Source organism: Mycobacterium kubicae, assembly GCF_015689175.1.
Taxonomy (GTDB): Bacteria; Actinomycetota; Actinomycetes; order Mycobacteriales; family Mycobacteriaceae; genus Mycobacterium; species Mycobacterium kubicae.
Genome location: NZ_CP065047.1, coordinates 1,777,621 through 1,792,411 on the forward strand (window position 1 = coordinate 1,777,621; position 14,791 = coordinate 1,792,411).

17 protein-coding genes are annotated in these 14,791 nt (G+C 66.8%); 3 read left to right on the top strand and 14 right to left on the bottom strand.

The genetic code is table 11. The annotated features are described in order from the left end of the window. Nucleotides 1-93 precede the first annotated feature (93 nt). The 3 genes from I2456_RS08415 to I2456_RS08425 are packed head-to-tail and all read right to left on the bottom strand — an operon-like array spanning nucleotide 94 to nucleotide 3,996. Nucleotides 94-1,425, bottom strand: a complete 1,332-nt coding sequence (locus I2456_RS08415; protein WP_085073452.1) for a cryptochrome/photolyase family protein — start codon at nucleotides 1,423-1,425, stop codon at nucleotides 94-96. Between the two features lie 7 nt (nucleotides 1,426-1,432). Further along, nucleotides 1,433-1,912 (bottom strand): TspO/MBR family protein, encoded by a 480-nt coding sequence (locus I2456_RS08420; RefSeq protein ID WP_085073451.1) that lies wholly within the window; start codon nucleotides 1,910-1,912, stop codon nucleotides 1,433-1,435. Then, entirely contained in the window at nucleotides 1,909-3,996 is a 2,088-nt protein-coding gene (locus tag I2456_RS08425) for an MMPL family transporter (RefSeq protein WP_139823081.1), read from the bottom strand. Before I2456_RS08425 ends, I2456_RS08420 begins: the two co-directional genes overlap by 4 nt. Before the next feature lie 78 nt (nucleotides 3,997-4,074). Here I2456_RS08425 and fni point away from each other — a divergent pair, with 78 nt between their 5' ends. Beyond that, nucleotides 4,075-5,136: a type 2 isopentenyl-diphosphate Delta-isomerase gene (gene fni / locus I2456_RS08430; RefSeq protein WP_241007900.1), complete on the top strand. Its 1,062-nt coding sequence runs from the start codon at nucleotides 4,075-4,077 to the stop codon at nucleotides 5,134-5,136. 11 nt (nucleotides 5,137-5,147) lie between these two features. Beyond that, nucleotides 5,148-6,398 carry a glycosyltransferase gene (locus tag I2456_RS08435; protein ID WP_068024671.1) on the top strand — a complete coding sequence of 417 codons (1,251 nt, stop codon included), beginning with the start codon at nucleotides 5,148-5,150 and terminating at the stop codon, nucleotides 6,396-6,398. 8 nt (nucleotides 6,399-6,406) lie between these two features. On the opposite strand, the gene I2456_RS08440 is transcribed toward I2456_RS08435, so the two are convergent. The 4 genes from I2456_RS08440 to I2456_RS08455 all read right to left on the bottom strand — a co-directional run bounded on the left by I2456_RS08440 (nucleotide 6,407) and on the right by I2456_RS08455 (nucleotide 8,119). Beyond that, the gene (locus tag I2456_RS08440; RefSeq protein ID WP_085073449.1) at nucleotides 6,407-6,967 is read right to left on the bottom strand and encodes a MarR family winged helix-turn-helix transcriptional regulator; all 561 of its coding nucleotides are present in this window, start codon (nucleotides 6,965-6,967) and stop codon (nucleotides 6,407-6,409) included. Between the two features lie 102 nt (nucleotides 6,968-7,069). Continuing rightward, entirely contained in the window at nucleotides 7,070-7,402 is a 333-nt protein-coding gene (locus I2456_RS08445; RefSeq protein WP_068158723.1) for a DUF3140 domain-containing protein, read from the bottom strand. 18 nt (nucleotides 7,403-7,420) lie between these two features. After that, nucleotides 7,421-7,636 carry a hypervirulence associated TUDOR domain-containing protein gene (locus I2456_RS08450; protein ID WP_068024682.1) on the bottom strand — a complete coding sequence of 72 codons (216 nt, stop codon included), beginning with the start codon at nucleotides 7,634-7,636 and terminating at the stop codon, nucleotides 7,421-7,423. Between the two features lie 6 nt (nucleotides 7,637-7,642). Further along, nucleotides 7,643-8,119: a hypothetical protein gene (locus I2456_RS08455; protein WP_241007901.1), complete on the bottom strand. Its 477-nt coding sequence runs from the start codon at nucleotides 8,117-8,119 to the stop codon at nucleotides 7,643-7,645. A 124-nt stretch (nucleotides 8,120-8,243) separates the two neighbouring features. Here I2456_RS08455 and I2456_RS08460 point away from each other — a divergent pair, with 124 nt between their 5' ends. After that, the gene (locus tag I2456_RS08460; protein ID WP_085073447.1) at nucleotides 8,244-8,495 is read left to right on the top strand and encodes a hypothetical protein; all 252 of its coding nucleotides are present in this window, start codon (nucleotides 8,244-8,246) and stop codon (nucleotides 8,493-8,495) included. Here I2456_RS08460 and I2456_RS08465 read toward each other — a convergent pair. From I2456_RS08465 to crtI, 7 genes are read right to left on the bottom strand one after another with little or no spacing between them, the layout of a single operon-like run. Next, on the bottom strand, nucleotides 8,471-9,478 hold the full coding sequence (locus I2456_RS08465) for a DUF5914 domain-containing protein (protein ID WP_068024692.1): 1,008 nt from the start codon (nucleotides 9,476-9,478) through the stop codon (nucleotides 8,471-8,473). The two genes, I2456_RS08460 and I2456_RS08465, sit on opposite strands and share 25 nt — an antisense overlap. Further along, nucleotides 9,475-10,995 carry a hydroxysqualene dehydroxylase gene (locus tag I2456_RS08470; protein ID WP_085073446.1) on the bottom strand — a complete coding sequence of 507 codons (1,521 nt, stop codon included), beginning with the start codon at nucleotides 10,993-10,995 and terminating at the stop codon, nucleotides 9,475-9,477. Before I2456_RS08470 ends, I2456_RS08465 begins: the two co-directional genes overlap by 4 nt. Beyond that, nucleotides 10,992-11,711 carry a class I SAM-dependent methyltransferase gene (locus tag I2456_RS08475; RefSeq protein ID WP_068024705.1) on the bottom strand — a complete coding sequence of 240 codons (720 nt, stop codon included), beginning with the start codon at nucleotides 11,709-11,711 and terminating at the stop codon, nucleotides 10,992-10,994. Before I2456_RS08475 ends, I2456_RS08470 begins: the two co-directional genes overlap by 4 nt. Next, a complete protein-coding gene (locus I2456_RS08480) occupies nucleotides 11,698-12,009 on the bottom strand; it encodes a lycopene cyclase domain-containing protein (RefSeq protein ID WP_068024708.1) in 312 nt (103 codons plus the stop codon). Before I2456_RS08480 ends, I2456_RS08475 begins: the two co-directional genes overlap by 14 nt. After that, the gene (locus I2456_RS08485) at nucleotides 12,006-12,329 is read right to left on the bottom strand and encodes a lycopene cyclase domain-containing protein (RefSeq protein ID WP_085073445.1); all 324 of its coding nucleotides are present in this window, start codon (nucleotides 12,327-12,329) and stop codon (nucleotides 12,006-12,008) included. The genes I2456_RS08480 and I2456_RS08485 overlap by 4 nt, the downstream gene beginning before the upstream one ends. After that, entirely contained in the window at nucleotides 12,326-13,267 is a 942-nt protein-coding gene (locus tag I2456_RS08490) for a phytoene/squalene synthase family protein (protein ID WP_085073497.1), read from the bottom strand. The genes I2456_RS08485 and I2456_RS08490 overlap by 4 nt, the downstream gene beginning before the upstream one ends. Further along, entirely contained in the window at nucleotides 13,264-14,781 is a 1,518-nt protein-coding gene (gene crtI, locus I2456_RS08495) for a phytoene desaturase family protein (protein ID WP_085073496.1), read from the bottom strand. Before crtI ends, I2456_RS08490 begins: the two co-directional genes overlap by 4 nt. Nucleotides 14,782-14,791 lie beyond the last annotated feature (10 nt).

Sequence of the window (14,791 nt, forward strand, 5' to 3'; positions counted from 1 at the left end):
TAATTACATGCGAAGCTGCTTGGTGAATAGCGAATCAGCAAAACGTTTGCCGGAACCCGTGCTCCACTGAAAGGTTGACGACTGACCGGGGCGCTAGCTGATGCTGCTGTACCGGCGCAGCGCTTCGGCCCGCTCGGTGCGGTGATCGATGATCGGCTCTGGATAGCCCTGGGGGCGTTGACCTTTGAGCAAGTGAGGATCGTCGGCGTCGCTCAGTTCGGCGACCCAGCGGCGGATGTAATCGCCTGACGGGTCGAACTTCTCCGCCTGCCGGGCCGGGTTGAACACCCGGAAGTACGGTGCGGCGTCGGTGCCCGACCCCGCGCACCATTGCCAGCCGTGCTGGTTGTTGGCCATGTCGCCGTCGACCAATTGCTCCAGGAACCATTCGGCGCCCCATTGCCAGGGCAGGTGAAGATCTTTGACCAGAAACGACGCGACGACCATTCGCACCCGGTTGTGCATGAATCCGATCTCACGCAGTTGGCGCATCCCGGCGTCGACCAACGGGAATCCGGTTTCGCCCGCCTTCCAGGCTTGGAAACGCCGCTTGGCCTCATCTCCGGTGTCCATCTCTATGGAGTCGAAATCGCTGTTCCAGTTCCGCCACACGCTGGCCGGCCAGTGATACAGCACGGCTGCGTAGAAGTCGCGAAAGGCCAACTCGCGCAGATAATTTCCGGCACCACTGTGCTGCATGTCCAGCGTGCTGACCATGGTGCGTGGATGAATCGTGCCGAACTTCAGGTGCGCCGACATACGGCTGGTGCCAGGCCGATCTGGCCGGTTGCGATCTTCGGCATAGCGGTTGAGCCCGTCGCCGACAAACTCCGCCCACTGCGAAAGTGCCGCCGCCTCACCCGCGACCAGGTCGAGTGCGACACCGGGATCTGGAATGTCGCATGGCTTGCCGTTCACGGACGCCGGGTCGATCCACCGGGCTGACTCGGCACCTGTTTGGGCCGGCGGACGCCATCCGGCGTCGCGCCAACTGTGAAAGAAGGATGTGAAGACCCGGTACGGCGTGCCATCGCTTTTCATTACGCGGCCAGGCGAAACCAGATACGGCGATCCCGTCGCGATCAGCGGCACCGAGCCGAGTGCCTGGCCGACCCGCTCGTCGCGCCGGCGCCCGAACGGCGCGAAATCCTCGGAGATGTGCACGGCTGACGCTCCAATCTCGTTGGCCAGCCGCGGGATCGCATCCGGTGGTAGCCCGCGGGTCACCAGTAGCCGGCCGTTGAGATCCTCGTCGAGCCGGCGCAAGGAATCACCCAGGAACTGAAGCCGTCGTGGCCCCGACGAGGCCTCGAGCCGTGGGTCGAGGACGAAGCAGGCCAGAACATCGTCGGATTCGGCCGCAGCGGCCAGGGCCGGGTGATCGTGCAATCGTAGGTCGCGGCGAAACCATAACAGTACGGACATGATTCGCTTAGCGGTTGAGCAGCCAGATGTGCGTGGATAGCGCGGTGGCGAAGGCGCACCATAACGGATAGGGCAGCAACGCCCGCCCCGCCCGGGGGTCGGCTTCACCGGCCCGGCGGGCCAGGTCTGCACTGCTGAGCGTGAGGGCTGCCGCGCCGACCGCCGAGGCGCCCAACTTGTGGTGAGAAAAGAACAGCCAGCTCCATCCGGCGTTGAGGATCAGATTGACGGCCAACGCTGCGGCGTACGCACGGGACTTGTCAGGTTGTGCCGCTGTTTCGAACCGGTCGATCACCACCGCGGAGGTGCCCGCGATATCGGCGTAGAGGGTGGTCCACACCAGCGGGAAAACCGCGCCGGGCGGCTGGTACCGCGGTTTGCGCAGGCGCGCGTACCAAGCGGGGTGACGGGCTGGGCTGGCGACGCTTCCGACTCCGGCCGCCGCGGCGACGGCCAAGCTGGTACCGGCCAGAATGGATTTGTTCACGTTGTCTCCGTTCCGGTTTGGGCTGCGCGGGATGGCCCGGCAGGGTAGGTGGGCCACCAGATGCGGTCGCCGACGAGGGCGAACAGCGCCGGGATCACGAGGGTGCGCACGACGAAGGTGTCGAGCAATACGCCAAGGCCGACGATGATGCCCAGTTGGGTCATCACGATCAGGGGTAACACGCCGAGTACCCCGAAGACCGACGCCAAAACGACTCCCGCGCTGGTGATGACGCCCCCGGTGGCCGACACCGCGCGGATCATGCCGCTACGGGTATCGCCGTGCACCGATTCTTCGCGGGCGCGGGTCACCAGGAAGATGGTGTAGTCCACGCCGAGGGCGGCCAGGAACAAGAACGCGAATAACGGGGTGCTGTTGTCCAGGGCTGGAAATCCGAACGCATGCATGCTGACCCAGCCGCCCAGGCCCAACGCGGCCAGTGCGCCCAGAATCGTCGCGAGCAACAACATCGGTGGCGCCAGCGCGGAGCGCAGCAGGACGTACAACACAGCCAGGATGACGGCCAGGATCGCCGGGATCAGCACGTGCCGGTCATGGGCGGCGGCGTCGCGCACGTCGAGCGCCTGCGCGTCCGGTCCGCCCACCACGGCGTCCTGGCTGATTATGGAGACGGAATGCCTTATGGCAGAGACGGTTTGGAATGCGCGATCCGATGACGGCGCGGCATCGATGACCACCGACCACTTGGTCAGGCCGGTATCCGACTTGCCGGCCTCGGTGACCGAGACGACGCCGGGGATAGCGCTGATCGCCGGTGAAACCTGCTGCGCTGTCGGGGCCACGACCACCGTGGGGTTCACCAGCCCGGCCGGAAAGTGCTGGGCGACTATGTCGAATCCGGTGACCGAATCCGCCCTGACCCGAAACTGCTCGGTCTGCGACAACCCGATGCGCGTGCCCAGCAGACCGCCGGCCAACGCCGCCAGCAGCACGATTGTGGCCGCTGCCACCGGAACCGGGTGGCGGGCGACGCCGGCGGCGACGGCATGCCAAAAACCGCCCCCGTCGTTTCCCACATTGTCGTGCGGGCGCGGGACGAATGGCCAAAACAGCCGCCGACCGAACAGCGCCAGCAGCGGCGGCAAGACAACCAGCACTGACCCGGCCGCGACCAGCAGCCCGCACGCCGCCAGTGCACCCAGGCTGCGGGTGCTCGGTGTCGAGGCGAAGATGAGGGTCAAAAGGGCCAGCACCACCGTCGCATTGCTGGCCACGATCGCCGGTGCGGCCATCCGCACGGCGCGGCGCAACGCATCGCGGTGCTCGTTGTGGCGGCCGAGTTCTTGCCGATATCGCGAAATCAGAAGCAGCGCATAGTTGGTGCCCGCTCCGAAGACCAGCACGCTGGTGATGCCGGCGGTGGACCCGTCGAAGCTCAGGCCGGTCGCCGCCGCCACCGCGGTTGCCACCGCCGTTGCCACCCGATCGGCGAACGCGATGACGAGCAGGGGCACCAACCACAGCACCGGAGAGCGATACGTGACGATCAGCAGCAGCGCCACTACCGACGCGGTCACCACCAGCAGGGTGATGTTGGCGTCGGCGAAAGCGTTGGCGATGTCAGCTCCGAACGCCGGTCCGCCGGTGACATGCGCGCTCAGACCCGAGGGAAGCCCGTCGCGGGCAGCGGTGCGCAGCGCGGTGACGGCGTCACTGAGGGGCAGACCCGAAAGGTCGGCGCGGACGGGAACCAGCCCGATGCCCGCTTTGCCGTCCGCGGACACCACTGCGGGTGCCGTCGGCGCCGAGGTGCCCGGTTCGGCAACCGCGTGCATGCGATTGCGGGCTTGTTGGGTCGCGTCGAGGTCGGCAGCATCCAGCACCATGCCGTCCACCCGGCTCACCACCAGGATGACCGGCGCCTTGTCCCCGGACGGGAACTGACGCGACAACGCGTCGGATTTCGCTGATTCGGCAGTCGTGGGCACCGATCGCGGCGCCTGACCTGCCGCGGCGTTGGCGCCGATCAGCACCATGAACACCGACGCGAAGACCACGATGCCCAGGGCGATAAGCCAGGACCGTCGGCCCGTCACCCCGGCGGCCAGACGCTCCCACAGCACCGCGTTATTATTTCAGTTATTTAAGTGTTAATCAATTTAACGAAGTGTGGGTGACGGTACCAACGAGGAGCAGGCAGTATGGAGTTTGTGGACGGGCGGCCCGGCGAGCACGGGAGGATGAAGACGCGCAAGCGCCGGCACATCGACGTGTGCCTTGCCGAGCAGGTGAACTACGTCGGGCTGACCACGGGCCTGGAACGCTATGCGTTGCCCTACAACGCGTTGACGCAGACCAGCCTCGACGACATCGATGTGTCCACCACTTTCCTGGGTAAACGCCTGCACGCGCCGGTGTTGATCGGCGCCATGACCGGTGGTGCGGAACTGTCGGGCACCATCAACCGCAACTTGGCCGCGGCGGCCCACCAGTTGGGTCTCGGGATGATGCTGGGCTCCCAGCGCATCATGCTGGACAGCGCGTTGGGGGAGCAAGCCGCCGCCAGTTTCACGGTGCGAGACGTTGCGCCGGATATCTTGTTGTTCGGCAACATCGGCTTGTCTCAGGTGACGAAGGCCGCCGTCGACCACGTCGCCAAGGCGCTCGACCGAGTCGGTGCCGATGTCCTTGCGGTGCATACCAATCCGCTGCAAGAGGCGATGCAGCACAACGGGGACACCAATTTCTCCGGGTCGATGGACCGGCTGCGTGAGGTGGCCGACGCATTGGATTACCCCGTCTTGTTGAAAGAGGTCGGTCACGGGATCGGTGCCGCGGCCGTCGCTGCGCTCACCGCCGACGACGCCGAAATACCCGTCGCGGCAATCGATGTCGCCGGGGCCGGCGGCACGTCGTGGTCACGGGTCGAACAATTCGTCCGGTACGGGGAGCTGCGTTACCCCGACTTGGCCGACTGGGGTATTCCCACGGCGCGGGCACTCGTGGAGGTGCGTGCGGCGCTGCCCGACATCCCGTTGGTCGCCTCCGGTGGCATTCGCACGGGTATGGACGCCGCGAAGGCCGTAGCGCTAGGCGCCGATGTCGTGGCGATCGCCCGACCGCTGCTCGCCGCCGCTATCGAATCCGTTGCTGCCGTAGTGGATTGGCTGGAGCCTTTCATCGAAGAGCTTCGGGTCTGTCTGCACGGCTGCGGTGCGCAAGATCTGCGCGCGTTGAGCAATGTCCAGTTGAGTGGCGTGTAGGTGTTCGCGACGTGGCGGTGATACTTGCCTATGGTTCGCCCGCGCTGGGTCATCTGCTGCCCCTTGGGGCGTTGCTGCGCGAGCTGGCCCAGCGCGGTCACGAGGTGCATGTTCGCACCATGTCCGACGGCATCGCGACGATGCGCGCGGCCGGCCTGCATGCCGAACCCGTCGACCCGCGAATCGAGGCCATCGTCGGTCACGACTGGGAGGCGCGAAACGCACTGGGCGTGCTGAAGTTATCGATCGAAGTTCTGTGCCGACGGGCGGTGCTGGAAGTCGAGGACCTGCAGCGCGCGGTAGCGGCGGTCGTCCCCGATGCGGTCATCGTGGACGCGAACTGCTGGGGTGCCATGTCGGTAGCCGACGCCGGAGATACCCCCTGGCTGGTCTTTTCGCCCTTCACCCCGTATCTGCGCTCTCGCGGAGTGCCGCCCTTCGGCCCAGGACTGCGGCCCCTGCCCGGCGTTTTGGGTGCTATCCGGGACGCTTCGATGCGTCCGTTTGTGCGGTATCTGTTCGACCGGCCGGTGCTGCCGCGGGTCAACGGGATTCGCGCCGACCTGGGGGTGCCCCCGGTGACATCGGTGGACGAGTTCATGCGACGGGCCCCGCTGCTGTTGGCGGCCGGCGGTGAGCCGTTCGAGTACCCCCACCCGGGCTGGGGGGACCTGGTGCACCACATCGGTGCCTGCGTGTTCGAGCCGGCGCCGATCAGCACTCCGGATTGGGTGGCGGCCATCGATCGGCCGGTGGTGCTGGTCAACACGTCTTCGATCCGGCAGTTCGATGCCGCGTTGGGGCACACCGCCTTGCAGGCGCTGGCCGACGAACCCGTCCATGTGGTGGCGACGTTCCCGGCCGGAGTACCCGATGACCTGCCGAAGACAGCGAACGCCACCGTGCGCCAATTCGCCCCGCACGCGGCGATACTCGAGCGGGCTTGCTGCGCCATCACGCACGGCGGCATGGGAACGACCCTGAAAGCTCTCGACCACGGCGTACCCGTCTGCGTCGTACCTTTCGCCCGGGACCAGGCCGAAGTGGCTCGACGCGTGCAGGTGGCGCGCTGCGGTACTCGGCTGGCCCCCAAGCGACTGACCGCCGCACGGCTTCGCGCGCGGGTACGCCAGGCCGTCACGATGGCAGCCGGTGCGCAACGGGTGGCCGCTGGTCTGGCCGCAACCGGCGGGGTCTCGCGTGGGGCTGACTTGATCGAACAGCGACTACTTGGCTGTGCGGCGGAGCCGCAAATCCGTTAACCGAGGGGTTATCGCGCCGCGCGGCGCCGGCCCGTCGGCGTGCCTCGCTTGGCCTCGGCGGCTGGTGGTTTGTCTTGTTCGGCGGCCAGTTTGGTTTCGAACGTCGCCATCGCATTGATCATTGCGGAGAAAACCCGGTGCGCGGCAACCAGATCCCGGTCGGGCAAGTCAGCCATGGCCGCGCGGACCTCGGACCCCAGGGGAGCGAAGAAGGCGCGAGCCAGCGCCATTCCGGGTTGCTCGTAGCGAAGCAGCGACTTGCGCCGGTCCACTGGATCGGGTTCGCGCCTGATGTGGCCGGCTTCGATCATGCGGTCCACCAGGTAGGTGATCGCGGCGGGAGAGACGTCCATGCGCTGGCGCAACTGAGCCATGGTCAACGGCTGTCCGGCCGTTTCGGCGACCATGATGTGCAGCAAGGCGTGGAAGTCGCTGCCCGTGACGTCGTGGCGGCGCGCGAAATGGCGCCCGATGCGGTCGGATTGCGCGGTGAGAGCCCGCAGATCTGCCGACATCAGCTGTTCGAGTTCGGCGCGGTCCAGCCGCCGATCTGCTGCGCCTTTGGTCACTTACCCGCATTCCTTTGTAGCGATACGCCGAACAGCGTATCGGCCACCGCAAGTATGGGCGCAGCGAACCGACGAGGCGTTTCTGTCGTGTCGAGCCTACGCTCACGACTTTGCCGGGTCGTGTCCCCAGTTCATCAGCGAGTAGCGCCACGCGGTGTCGGTGACATCGCCGTTGGGTCGCTGGGCCAGGTGCCGCTTGGCGTAGCCGACGACTTTGCGCATGTGTGCGTAGTCATCGTTGGTCAGGTCGGCCCGTTTGGCGTTGAGGATCTCGACGATGCGACGGCCACTGGCGTGACCGGTCGACTCGTTGTCGCCTTGCTTCTGTCCGACCTGCTGGGACTCGTCGCTATCGAGCCACTTCTCCAACTCGCGCGGGGTCATGTTGACCACATCGCGAAATTCTTTCCATGTGCTGTCGTTGTCGTCAGCCATTGTGATCGCCGGGATGGCTCAGTCGGCGGGGCGCAATGCGCTCGGCTTGTGCACCGCGTCCTTGCCGGACTTGTCGCTGCGGACCTGGTACTGCGGATCATCCTTGGAAGCCCGCACTTTACGTCCGGCCGCCTCGGTGTCGGAGGTGATCTCGCCCTCGACCTTGCCCTTGACGGTGTTGCCGTGGCTCTGCCACTCGACCTTGTCTCCCTTGTGGAACTTTTTGTCGGACATGGCGAGTCACTCCTTCGAATCGTTCGGTGTGGCGGCGTGCGCGGGGTGGCCGGCGGTACGCCGGCGCTCTTTCATCTCTGCTTCGAAGACGTGTCGGCGCCCGTTGGTGAGTTGGCTGCGCACCTGCCGTTCGATCTCTTTGAAGCACCGGTAGTAGCCGTCGTCGTATTCCTCCACAATCTGGAAGGTCCACCGTCCCGGAAGCACGTTGCGACCGATCAGGTCCCGACGGATGAGCTCGGCCAGCTCGTCGTGTCCACCTTCACACAGCGTGCTCACCGCCTCGTCGAGCTGCAGGTCGGCTCGGCCCATCAGCTGATGGAACGCGTAGAGGTGTCCGCGGGCCTGCTCGACGGTTTCCAGCGCTTCGGACACTTTGCCTGCCGCCTGCACCGCCGTATCGTCGACGCCCGCGGGACGGCGCGCTAAGGACCGCTCCGGGCGGTCCGACCGACGATCGTTGTCGCTACTACCAACGCTCACCCTGCTCGGGTTCCCCGCCCACTGCCGTCGAACCCTGCACGGCATACATCTATTAAGTTTCTTAATGTTTAAGCGAATGGGCCGATCTGTTTTGTGCGGTCCGCACTCGGGTACAGGCGTTGCTGTGGCGGTCAAAGAAGCGTCCCGACGCGTGTTGCGCGCCGAGCAGAAGCTGTTGCGCGTACAACGCCGGTTGTGGCTGGCGCAGCTGGCCCTGTACCCGACCGCGGCCTTGGGTGTCGTCGGGGCCCTGGTGGTGGCGTGGCGGTTATGGCAGCGCAGATCCGCTCAGCATCAGGCCGAGACGTCGCAGCCGTACCCGCCGGGGGATACCGTTCCGCCCGCGGCCGGTCAGCTCTCGGACCGCACGACGTAGCGACGCTCCGCATAGGCGATGTCGTCGCGCCACAACCTGGTAGCGGCGTAGCGCATCAACGGTGAGATCACCGGCGCGACCTGACAGGCTTTCTTGAATCCCGGGCGTTCCGAGTGCGCGATGACGGCTTCCAGCACCGCGGTGCGGGGCCGCCCGTCAGCAGCCAATCCCATTGGGGTGGCGTGGGTTTCGACGACGCTGCCACTCCCTTCCCCTTCCACGATGCGCATCACGATGGTGCGTGCCGTCGGGCAGGTGAACTCCGCTATCACAGGCACACCCACCCGGCCGAGTCGGAAGGTCACCGCGACCAGGAACTGGTCGTTCTCCTCGGTGGGTGTGGTGAGCACGTCGAGCCGGGTGAAGGAGTAGGGGTGAAACCAGGCGCCGTGCCAGGGGTCGAGCCGGTTGGCGATGATGTCGGAGGGCTCGCACACGCCTTCCAACCGGGTCACGGCGGCCACGGTGTCACCGCTGGGCCGCGTCGGGATCACGGGCTGGTCCAGTGGTGTCTCGCCGCCCACCCGGTCCAGCCGCACCCAGACCAGCGTCCCGTCGTCGTAGCTGGGCATCGGTTTCCACCCGAATTCGCGGGTGGTCCCGTCCAGCGCCAGCCCGTGCCACCGGCACACCAGCGTGCCGCAGTCGATGACACCGGTGGCCAAGTCGGCGCCCAGATGCGGGCAGCTGCGCGGACCGACGCGCAGTCGGTGCTGCTGATCGCGCCACGCGACTACCTCGACGCCCGCGACGCGCGTACCGAACGGCCGATCGGACCGCACCTCGCGGCTTCCGGCGAACACATACCAGTTTCCGGTGGGCCGGCGCTGGGCTCGTTCCAGCGCGGCATGGATGATGGCGGGCTGCGCGTCGCGGTAGGTGGGACGCTGATCGGACCAGGTGATGTGCGGGATCGCCTGGATAGGCCAGTCTTTGGGCCAGTTGCTGGGCCGCAACTGCCGCATCCGGTCACGAATGTTCATCGCAGTGCGGCCTTTTCACGATTGGCGAGCCAGCGCAGCGGTCGCGACCGGCCCTGCCTGGGAACGGTGTGCAGCGGGTGTCCGGCCAGGCCCCACCGGGTCAGCAGGCGGTTGGCGGCTGCCCAGCCGGTGGTGGCGGCCCGTTCCATGAGCGCGACCGGCAAATCGATGCGGATGGCGTCACCGGCCAGCACCAGACCCGGAAGTGGCGTCGTCCCGGCGGGCCGGTCCAGGTAGGTGCCGGGCGCAAAAAGCGGGCAGTCGCTGCGCTTTAGCACCCGCTCGCAAACCACCTGCGCGGCAGCCGTTTCGGGGTATATGCGATGCAACTGACGCAGCGCATCGGCGCTGGATGACGCCGACGCAAGCGCATAGGAATGCAACTCGACGACAGAGCCGCCGTGGGCGCGGGCCCAGCCGGCCGCTTCGTTCTCATAGCGGTCCAGCACGCTGATGTTGTCCAGCGGCTCGTGCCCGGAGGTGCCGAGAAACGCCGGTCGGCCCGCCGCGACGGGGCGGTCGAGCCACAACCGGTGTACGGCGAACGGTGGCGCGGTGCGCATCCGCGCGATCTGTGCTCGCCACTGCGCATCGGCCAGGTCGGTCGATGCGGCGACGATCTGCTGCAAGCCGCTCACATCGGTGGCCAGCACCACCGCGTCGGCGTCGAACCGCTCCCCGGAATCGGTGTGGACAGTGAAGGTTTCACGGTCCTTGGCGATACGCTGCACACCGACTCCGAGGTGGAACCGTGCCTCGCGGTGTTCGAGGTAGCGTTGCAGCGGCTGCCAGAGCGCGGTGTCGTAGTTCGCGCACGGAACGTCGAAGATGAGGCCCTCGCTGGAGCCCAGGAAGTAGATGTGGAACATGGTGGCCAGTTCGGCCGCAGACAGCTGTGCCGGGTCGGCGAAGAAGCTGCGGGAGAAGACCTCGAAAGCCAGATGCCGGGCCGCTTCGGGGAAGCGGATGTTCTTGAGGAAGGTTTCGGCGTCGACGTGGTCCAGGCGCAGGTAGGTCTCTGGCACCGACACCGCGGCCAATGGTGCGGCCGCGCGAGCGTCGATGTAGGTGAAGTCGCGCAACCGGAAGGTGGGGCTGCGGGCGGCGAAAGCCACCGCGTTCCACGGTGGTGTGCGCGGCAGCCCGCGGAAGCTGTCCCGGCGGCCGTCGCCGTCGATCAGGGGGTAGTCCTCGACGGGCGTCAGCCTCCGCAATTGCGGGTCGGTTCGGCGCAGCAGGGTGCGCAGGTTGTAATACTGCCGGAAGAAGGCGTGAAAACCGCGGTTCATGGCCAGGCCCATGCCGTCGTGGCGCTCGGTCCAGCCGCCTACTCGCCCGCCGAGGTAGGGCTCGCGTTCGATCACCTCGACGGCGACACCGCGTTCGGCCAACCCGGTGGCGGCGGTCAGGCCGGCGATGCCGCCGCCGATGACGATCACTCGCGGCCGGTTGGGCAGCGCCTGCGCGTCCGCCAAACCTGCTGGCGCGGGAATGGTTTCGCGGCGACGGTCGGTCATTGCGGCGCGTCCGCGAGGAAGGTGTGCACGATGTTGGCCTCCCAGCCGGGTACGGTTTCGCTGTGCACTCCGGTGAAGCCGGCGTCGGTGAGACGTTGTCGGAACGCGGTCGCACCGTCGAACGCCAGCACGCTGCGCCACAAATAGCGGTACAGCCCGGCGTCACGGGTGCGCCACCAGCCGGCGGGAATGATGATGCCCCAGCACACCGCGTGCCAAATGCGCGTCGCGACAGCCGAATCGCGCACGGAGTACTCGTGCACGGCCAAGGTGCCGCCGGGCCGGAGCAGGCTACGGAATTCCCGCAATTGAGCGTCCGGATCAGCCAGGTTCCGCACCAGGTAGGCGGCCAGGATGGCATCGAACGGCCCGGTGATGCCGTGCTCGGCCAGGTCCTCGATGGGCGTATGCACGAACCGGACCGACGGCGGCCAGTCCTTGGCTTGCGCCGCGTCCAGCATTCCGCGTGAGGCGTCCACCGCGACGATCTCTGCCTCCGGGGCAACGGCGAGCAGCGCGGCGGTGGAGGCGCCGGTGCCGCACCCGGCATCCAACAGTCGTAATCCCTTGCCGCGATTAGGTATTCGCATCCGCCGCGCGGTGAGGTGCAGGGCGCTGTGATAGCCGGGGTTGGCGCCTACCAGCTGGTCGTAGGCGGGGGCTCCGGCGTCGAACGCGCTTGACAGGTCGCCGGGACCCGCTTCACCGACGCGCACGTTGCCGTTCCCAGAGCAGCAGGACCGCCGTCACCAGCGCGAAGCCGAACAAGAAGTCCTCAATCGGAATATCGAACGGGAAACGCACACCGGTGATGTGGCGATCGTCGTAGATGACGATCGGCGAGCTGAGTTTGGTGAGCCAGCCGTCGACCGGGATCTGGAAACCGAGCACGATCAACATCGACAGCCAGTATGCCGGGCGCCGAAACAGACCGGTATGCAGCACAGCCACTTCGGCGGCGCAGACCAAAACCACCGCCAGCACGGCCGGCACCGTGTAGCCCAGGCCGATCATCGCCGGTTGACCCGGTCCAGGATGGCGTTGACCGCGTTGTAGGTCAGCAGGCCGCAGACGGGAATGACGAGGAAGAACAGGACTTCTTCGATCGGTACCCGGAACGGAATGGTCAGGCCGGTGAGGTAGGTGCTGTCGTACTTCCAGACGTTGGCGGCCACCGCGATTTCGTCCCAGATCAAGAACACCACCGCGACGGGCACCACGGCCCGGAGCAACCGGCGCCACTGGCGGTAGACGCCGGGCCGGAATATCTCCAGCGGCGCGGTGATCGCCAGGCACGCGGCCAGCACCAGGAGATATTGCCAGCGATCAGTCATGCGGCCGCTTTTCGCGCTCGCCACGCCCGCATCAGGCCTACGCCGGCGACTTGCAGCCGCCGAGCCTTGCCCACGGTGGCCCGGTGGCCGAACACCGCGAAGTCACTTGCCTCTATGCAGTCCAAGATCTCAGCGTACAACGCAGCCGCGGTAGCCACACAAGGTCGTGATCGCGGCGCCAGCATGGCGATCCCGTCCGCAGCGAATTGGTATGTCTGCCGGGCGATCTCATGCTGAGCAGCCAGGGCTGCGCGCACTCGCGGATCGCTGCGGCGATGCAGGTGGCACCACATCAGCAGGTCTCGGTCAACCCCGTGTGCGGCCAGTTCATCGGCGGGCAGATACACCCGGTGTCGCAGCAAGTCCTCATCGACGTCGCGCAGGAAGTTGGTCAACTGAAACGCTCTGCCGAGCGCCGAGGCATACGGTGCGGCCTCCTCGACGGGTACCACCGTGCCGAGAATCGGTAGCACTTGTAGCCCAATCGCTTCCGCGGAGCCTCGCATGTAGCGGTTCAACGCTTCCCGGTTGGGATAGTCGGTGACGGTCAAGTCCATTCGCATGGACGTCAGGAAGTCTTCGAAAAGCTCGAGCCCGATGTCGTAACGGCGTGCGGTGTCGATGACCGCGGTGAGGATCGGATCGTCGCGGTGGTCGGCACCATTGGGAACGCCGGTGAAGAACCGGTCCGACAGCTGCTGCAGACGTTGGGCGCGAACGTCGGTGCCCAACTGCGGATCGATGTCGTCGAGGATGTCGTCGGCGTGGCGGGCGAAGCCGTACAGGGCGTGGATCGGTGGCCGTTGGTCGGGTGCGAGCAGCCGGGTCGCCAGGAAAAATGTGCGCCCGTGCGCGGCGTTGACCTCTCGGCACCGGCGATACCCGTCGCGCAGGCGCGGATCGTCGATCCCGGCGGCGTCCAACTCGCTGCGGATCATGGCCACCTCGCTTTCATGTCGAGGCGCGTCGTGGACCGCTCGGCGATGCCGGTGATGCGGTCCGCGGCCAGCCGCCCGGAAATGAGCGCGGTGGGCACGCCTACACCAGGCACGGTGGACCCGCCGGCCAGCACCGCATTGTCGATACCGCGCACCATGTTGGCCGGACGGAACGGGCCGGTCTGCAGGAAGGTGTGGGCCAGGGCAAAAGGGCTCCCGGCCGCCATGCCCTGCCGCGCCCAATCTGCCGGAGTCACCACGTCGAGCACCTTCGCGTGATCGCGCAGTCCGGGCATCAGCCGTTCTTGGACGTGGCCGATCATGTTGTCCACGTACCGGTTTCCGTCGGCGTCCCAGTCGACGCGGCCGCGGTCGAGGTTGGGTGCGGGCGCCAGCACATACAGCAGGTCCCGTCCGTCGGGTGCCAGGGTTGGATCGCTGGCGGTGGGACGGGTGACCAGCAGCGACGGATCCCGCATGGGCTGCCCGTCGTCGATGATGTCGGTGAACGTCTGATCCCACGACTCACCGAACAGAATGGTGTGATGGGCAGTATCGGGTGCTGCCGCACAGCCCACATGTGCCACGACCGCTGAAGGCGCGGGCCGCAGCGGCAACACGCGACGCGGCTTTCGTCCGAGCAGTGCGTAGGTCTGCGGCAATTCGGTGGTCAGCACCACAGCGTCGCAGTCGATGCGCTCACCTTGGTCGGTGTGCACAGCGCTGACGTGTCCGCCCGAGTGCTCCAGTTCGGTGACGGTGGCGTTGTAGCAGAACCGAACTCCAGCATCGGTGCCCGCGCCGGCCAGGGCGTCGGGCAGCGCGCGCACACCGCCGCGGGGGAAGACCACGCCGGCAACGGTGTCCATGTAGGCGATGACGGCGTAGACCGCAAGAGCGTCGCGCGGGGCCACCCCGGCATAGAGCGACTGAAAGGTGAACACCCGCTGCAAGCGGGAATCGGTGATGTGGCGCTTGACCATCCGGTCCCATTTGCGGAAGCCGCCGATGGCGGCCAGCCGGGCCAGCGACGGGGTGAGCAGCGACAGCGGTGAATCGAAATTGGCGGCGATGAAACCATCGAATTCGGTGCGATACAACCGCTGTAGCCAGTGGCGCAGCCGACGGTAACCCGCCGCTTGGTCGGGCCCGGCGAAATCCTCGACGGCCGCGCTCATTCGCTCGGCGTCGGTGTGAACGAGTAACGCACTGCCATCGGCGAACGCGGCCCGGTAGGCCGGATCCACGGGGAGTAGCTCGAGGCGGTCCGCCCGGGTCTCACCGACGGCCGCGAACACGTCGTCGATGATGTCGGGCATGGTGATCACCGTCGGGCCGGTGTCGATCCGGTAACCGCCGATGTCCAGGCGCCCGGCCCGCCCGCCCGGCCACGGGTAGCGCTCGACGACCGTGACCTCACGTCCCCGGCCGGCCAGATGCAGTGCGGCGGACAGGCCCGCCAGTCCGGCGCCGACGACGACAATCCGATCACTGCGTCCACCGGTGGTACGCATGCTCAACTCG

Excerpts from the sequence above, each read along its gene's own strand:
- I2456_RS08415 (WP_085073452.1), bottom strand. The coding sequence starts at position 1,425 with ATGTCCGTACTGTTATGGTTTCGCCGCGACCTACGATTGCACGATCAC.
- fni (WP_241007900.1), top strand. The coding sequence starts at position 4,075 with ATGGAGTTTGTGGACGGGCGGCCCGGCGAGCACGGGAGGATGAAGACG.
- I2456_RS08445 (WP_068158723.1), bottom strand. The coding sequence starts at position 7,402 with ATGGCTGACGACAACGACAGCACATGGAAAGAATTTCGCGATGTGGTC.
- I2456_RS08450 (WP_068024682.1), bottom strand. The coding sequence starts at position 7,636 with ATGTCCGACAAAAAGTTCCACAAGGGAGACAAGGTCGAGTGGCAGAGC.
- I2456_RS08465 (WP_068024692.1), bottom strand. The coding sequence starts at position 9,478 with ATGAACATTCGTGACCGGATGCGGCAGTTGCGGCCCAGCAACTGGCCC.
- I2456_RS08470 (WP_085073446.1), bottom strand. The coding sequence starts at position 10,995 with ATGACCGACCGTCGCCGCGAAACCATTCCCGCGCCAGCAGGTTTGGCG.
- I2456_RS08480 (WP_068024708.1), bottom strand. The coding sequence starts at position 12,009 with ATGATCGGCCTGGGCTACACGGTGCCGGCCGTGCTGGCGGTGGTTTTG.
- I2456_RS08485 (WP_085073445.1), bottom strand. The coding sequence starts at position 12,329 with ATGACTGATCGCTGGCAATATCTCCTGGTGCTGGCCGCGTGCCTGGCG.
- I2456_RS08490 (WP_085073497.1), bottom strand. The coding sequence starts at position 13,267 with ATGATCCGCAGCGAGTTGGACGCCGCCGGGATCGACGATCCGCGCCTG.
- crtI (WP_085073496.1), bottom strand. The coding sequence starts at position 14,781 with ATGCGTACCACCGGTGGACGCAGTGATCGGATTGTCGTCGTCGGCGCC.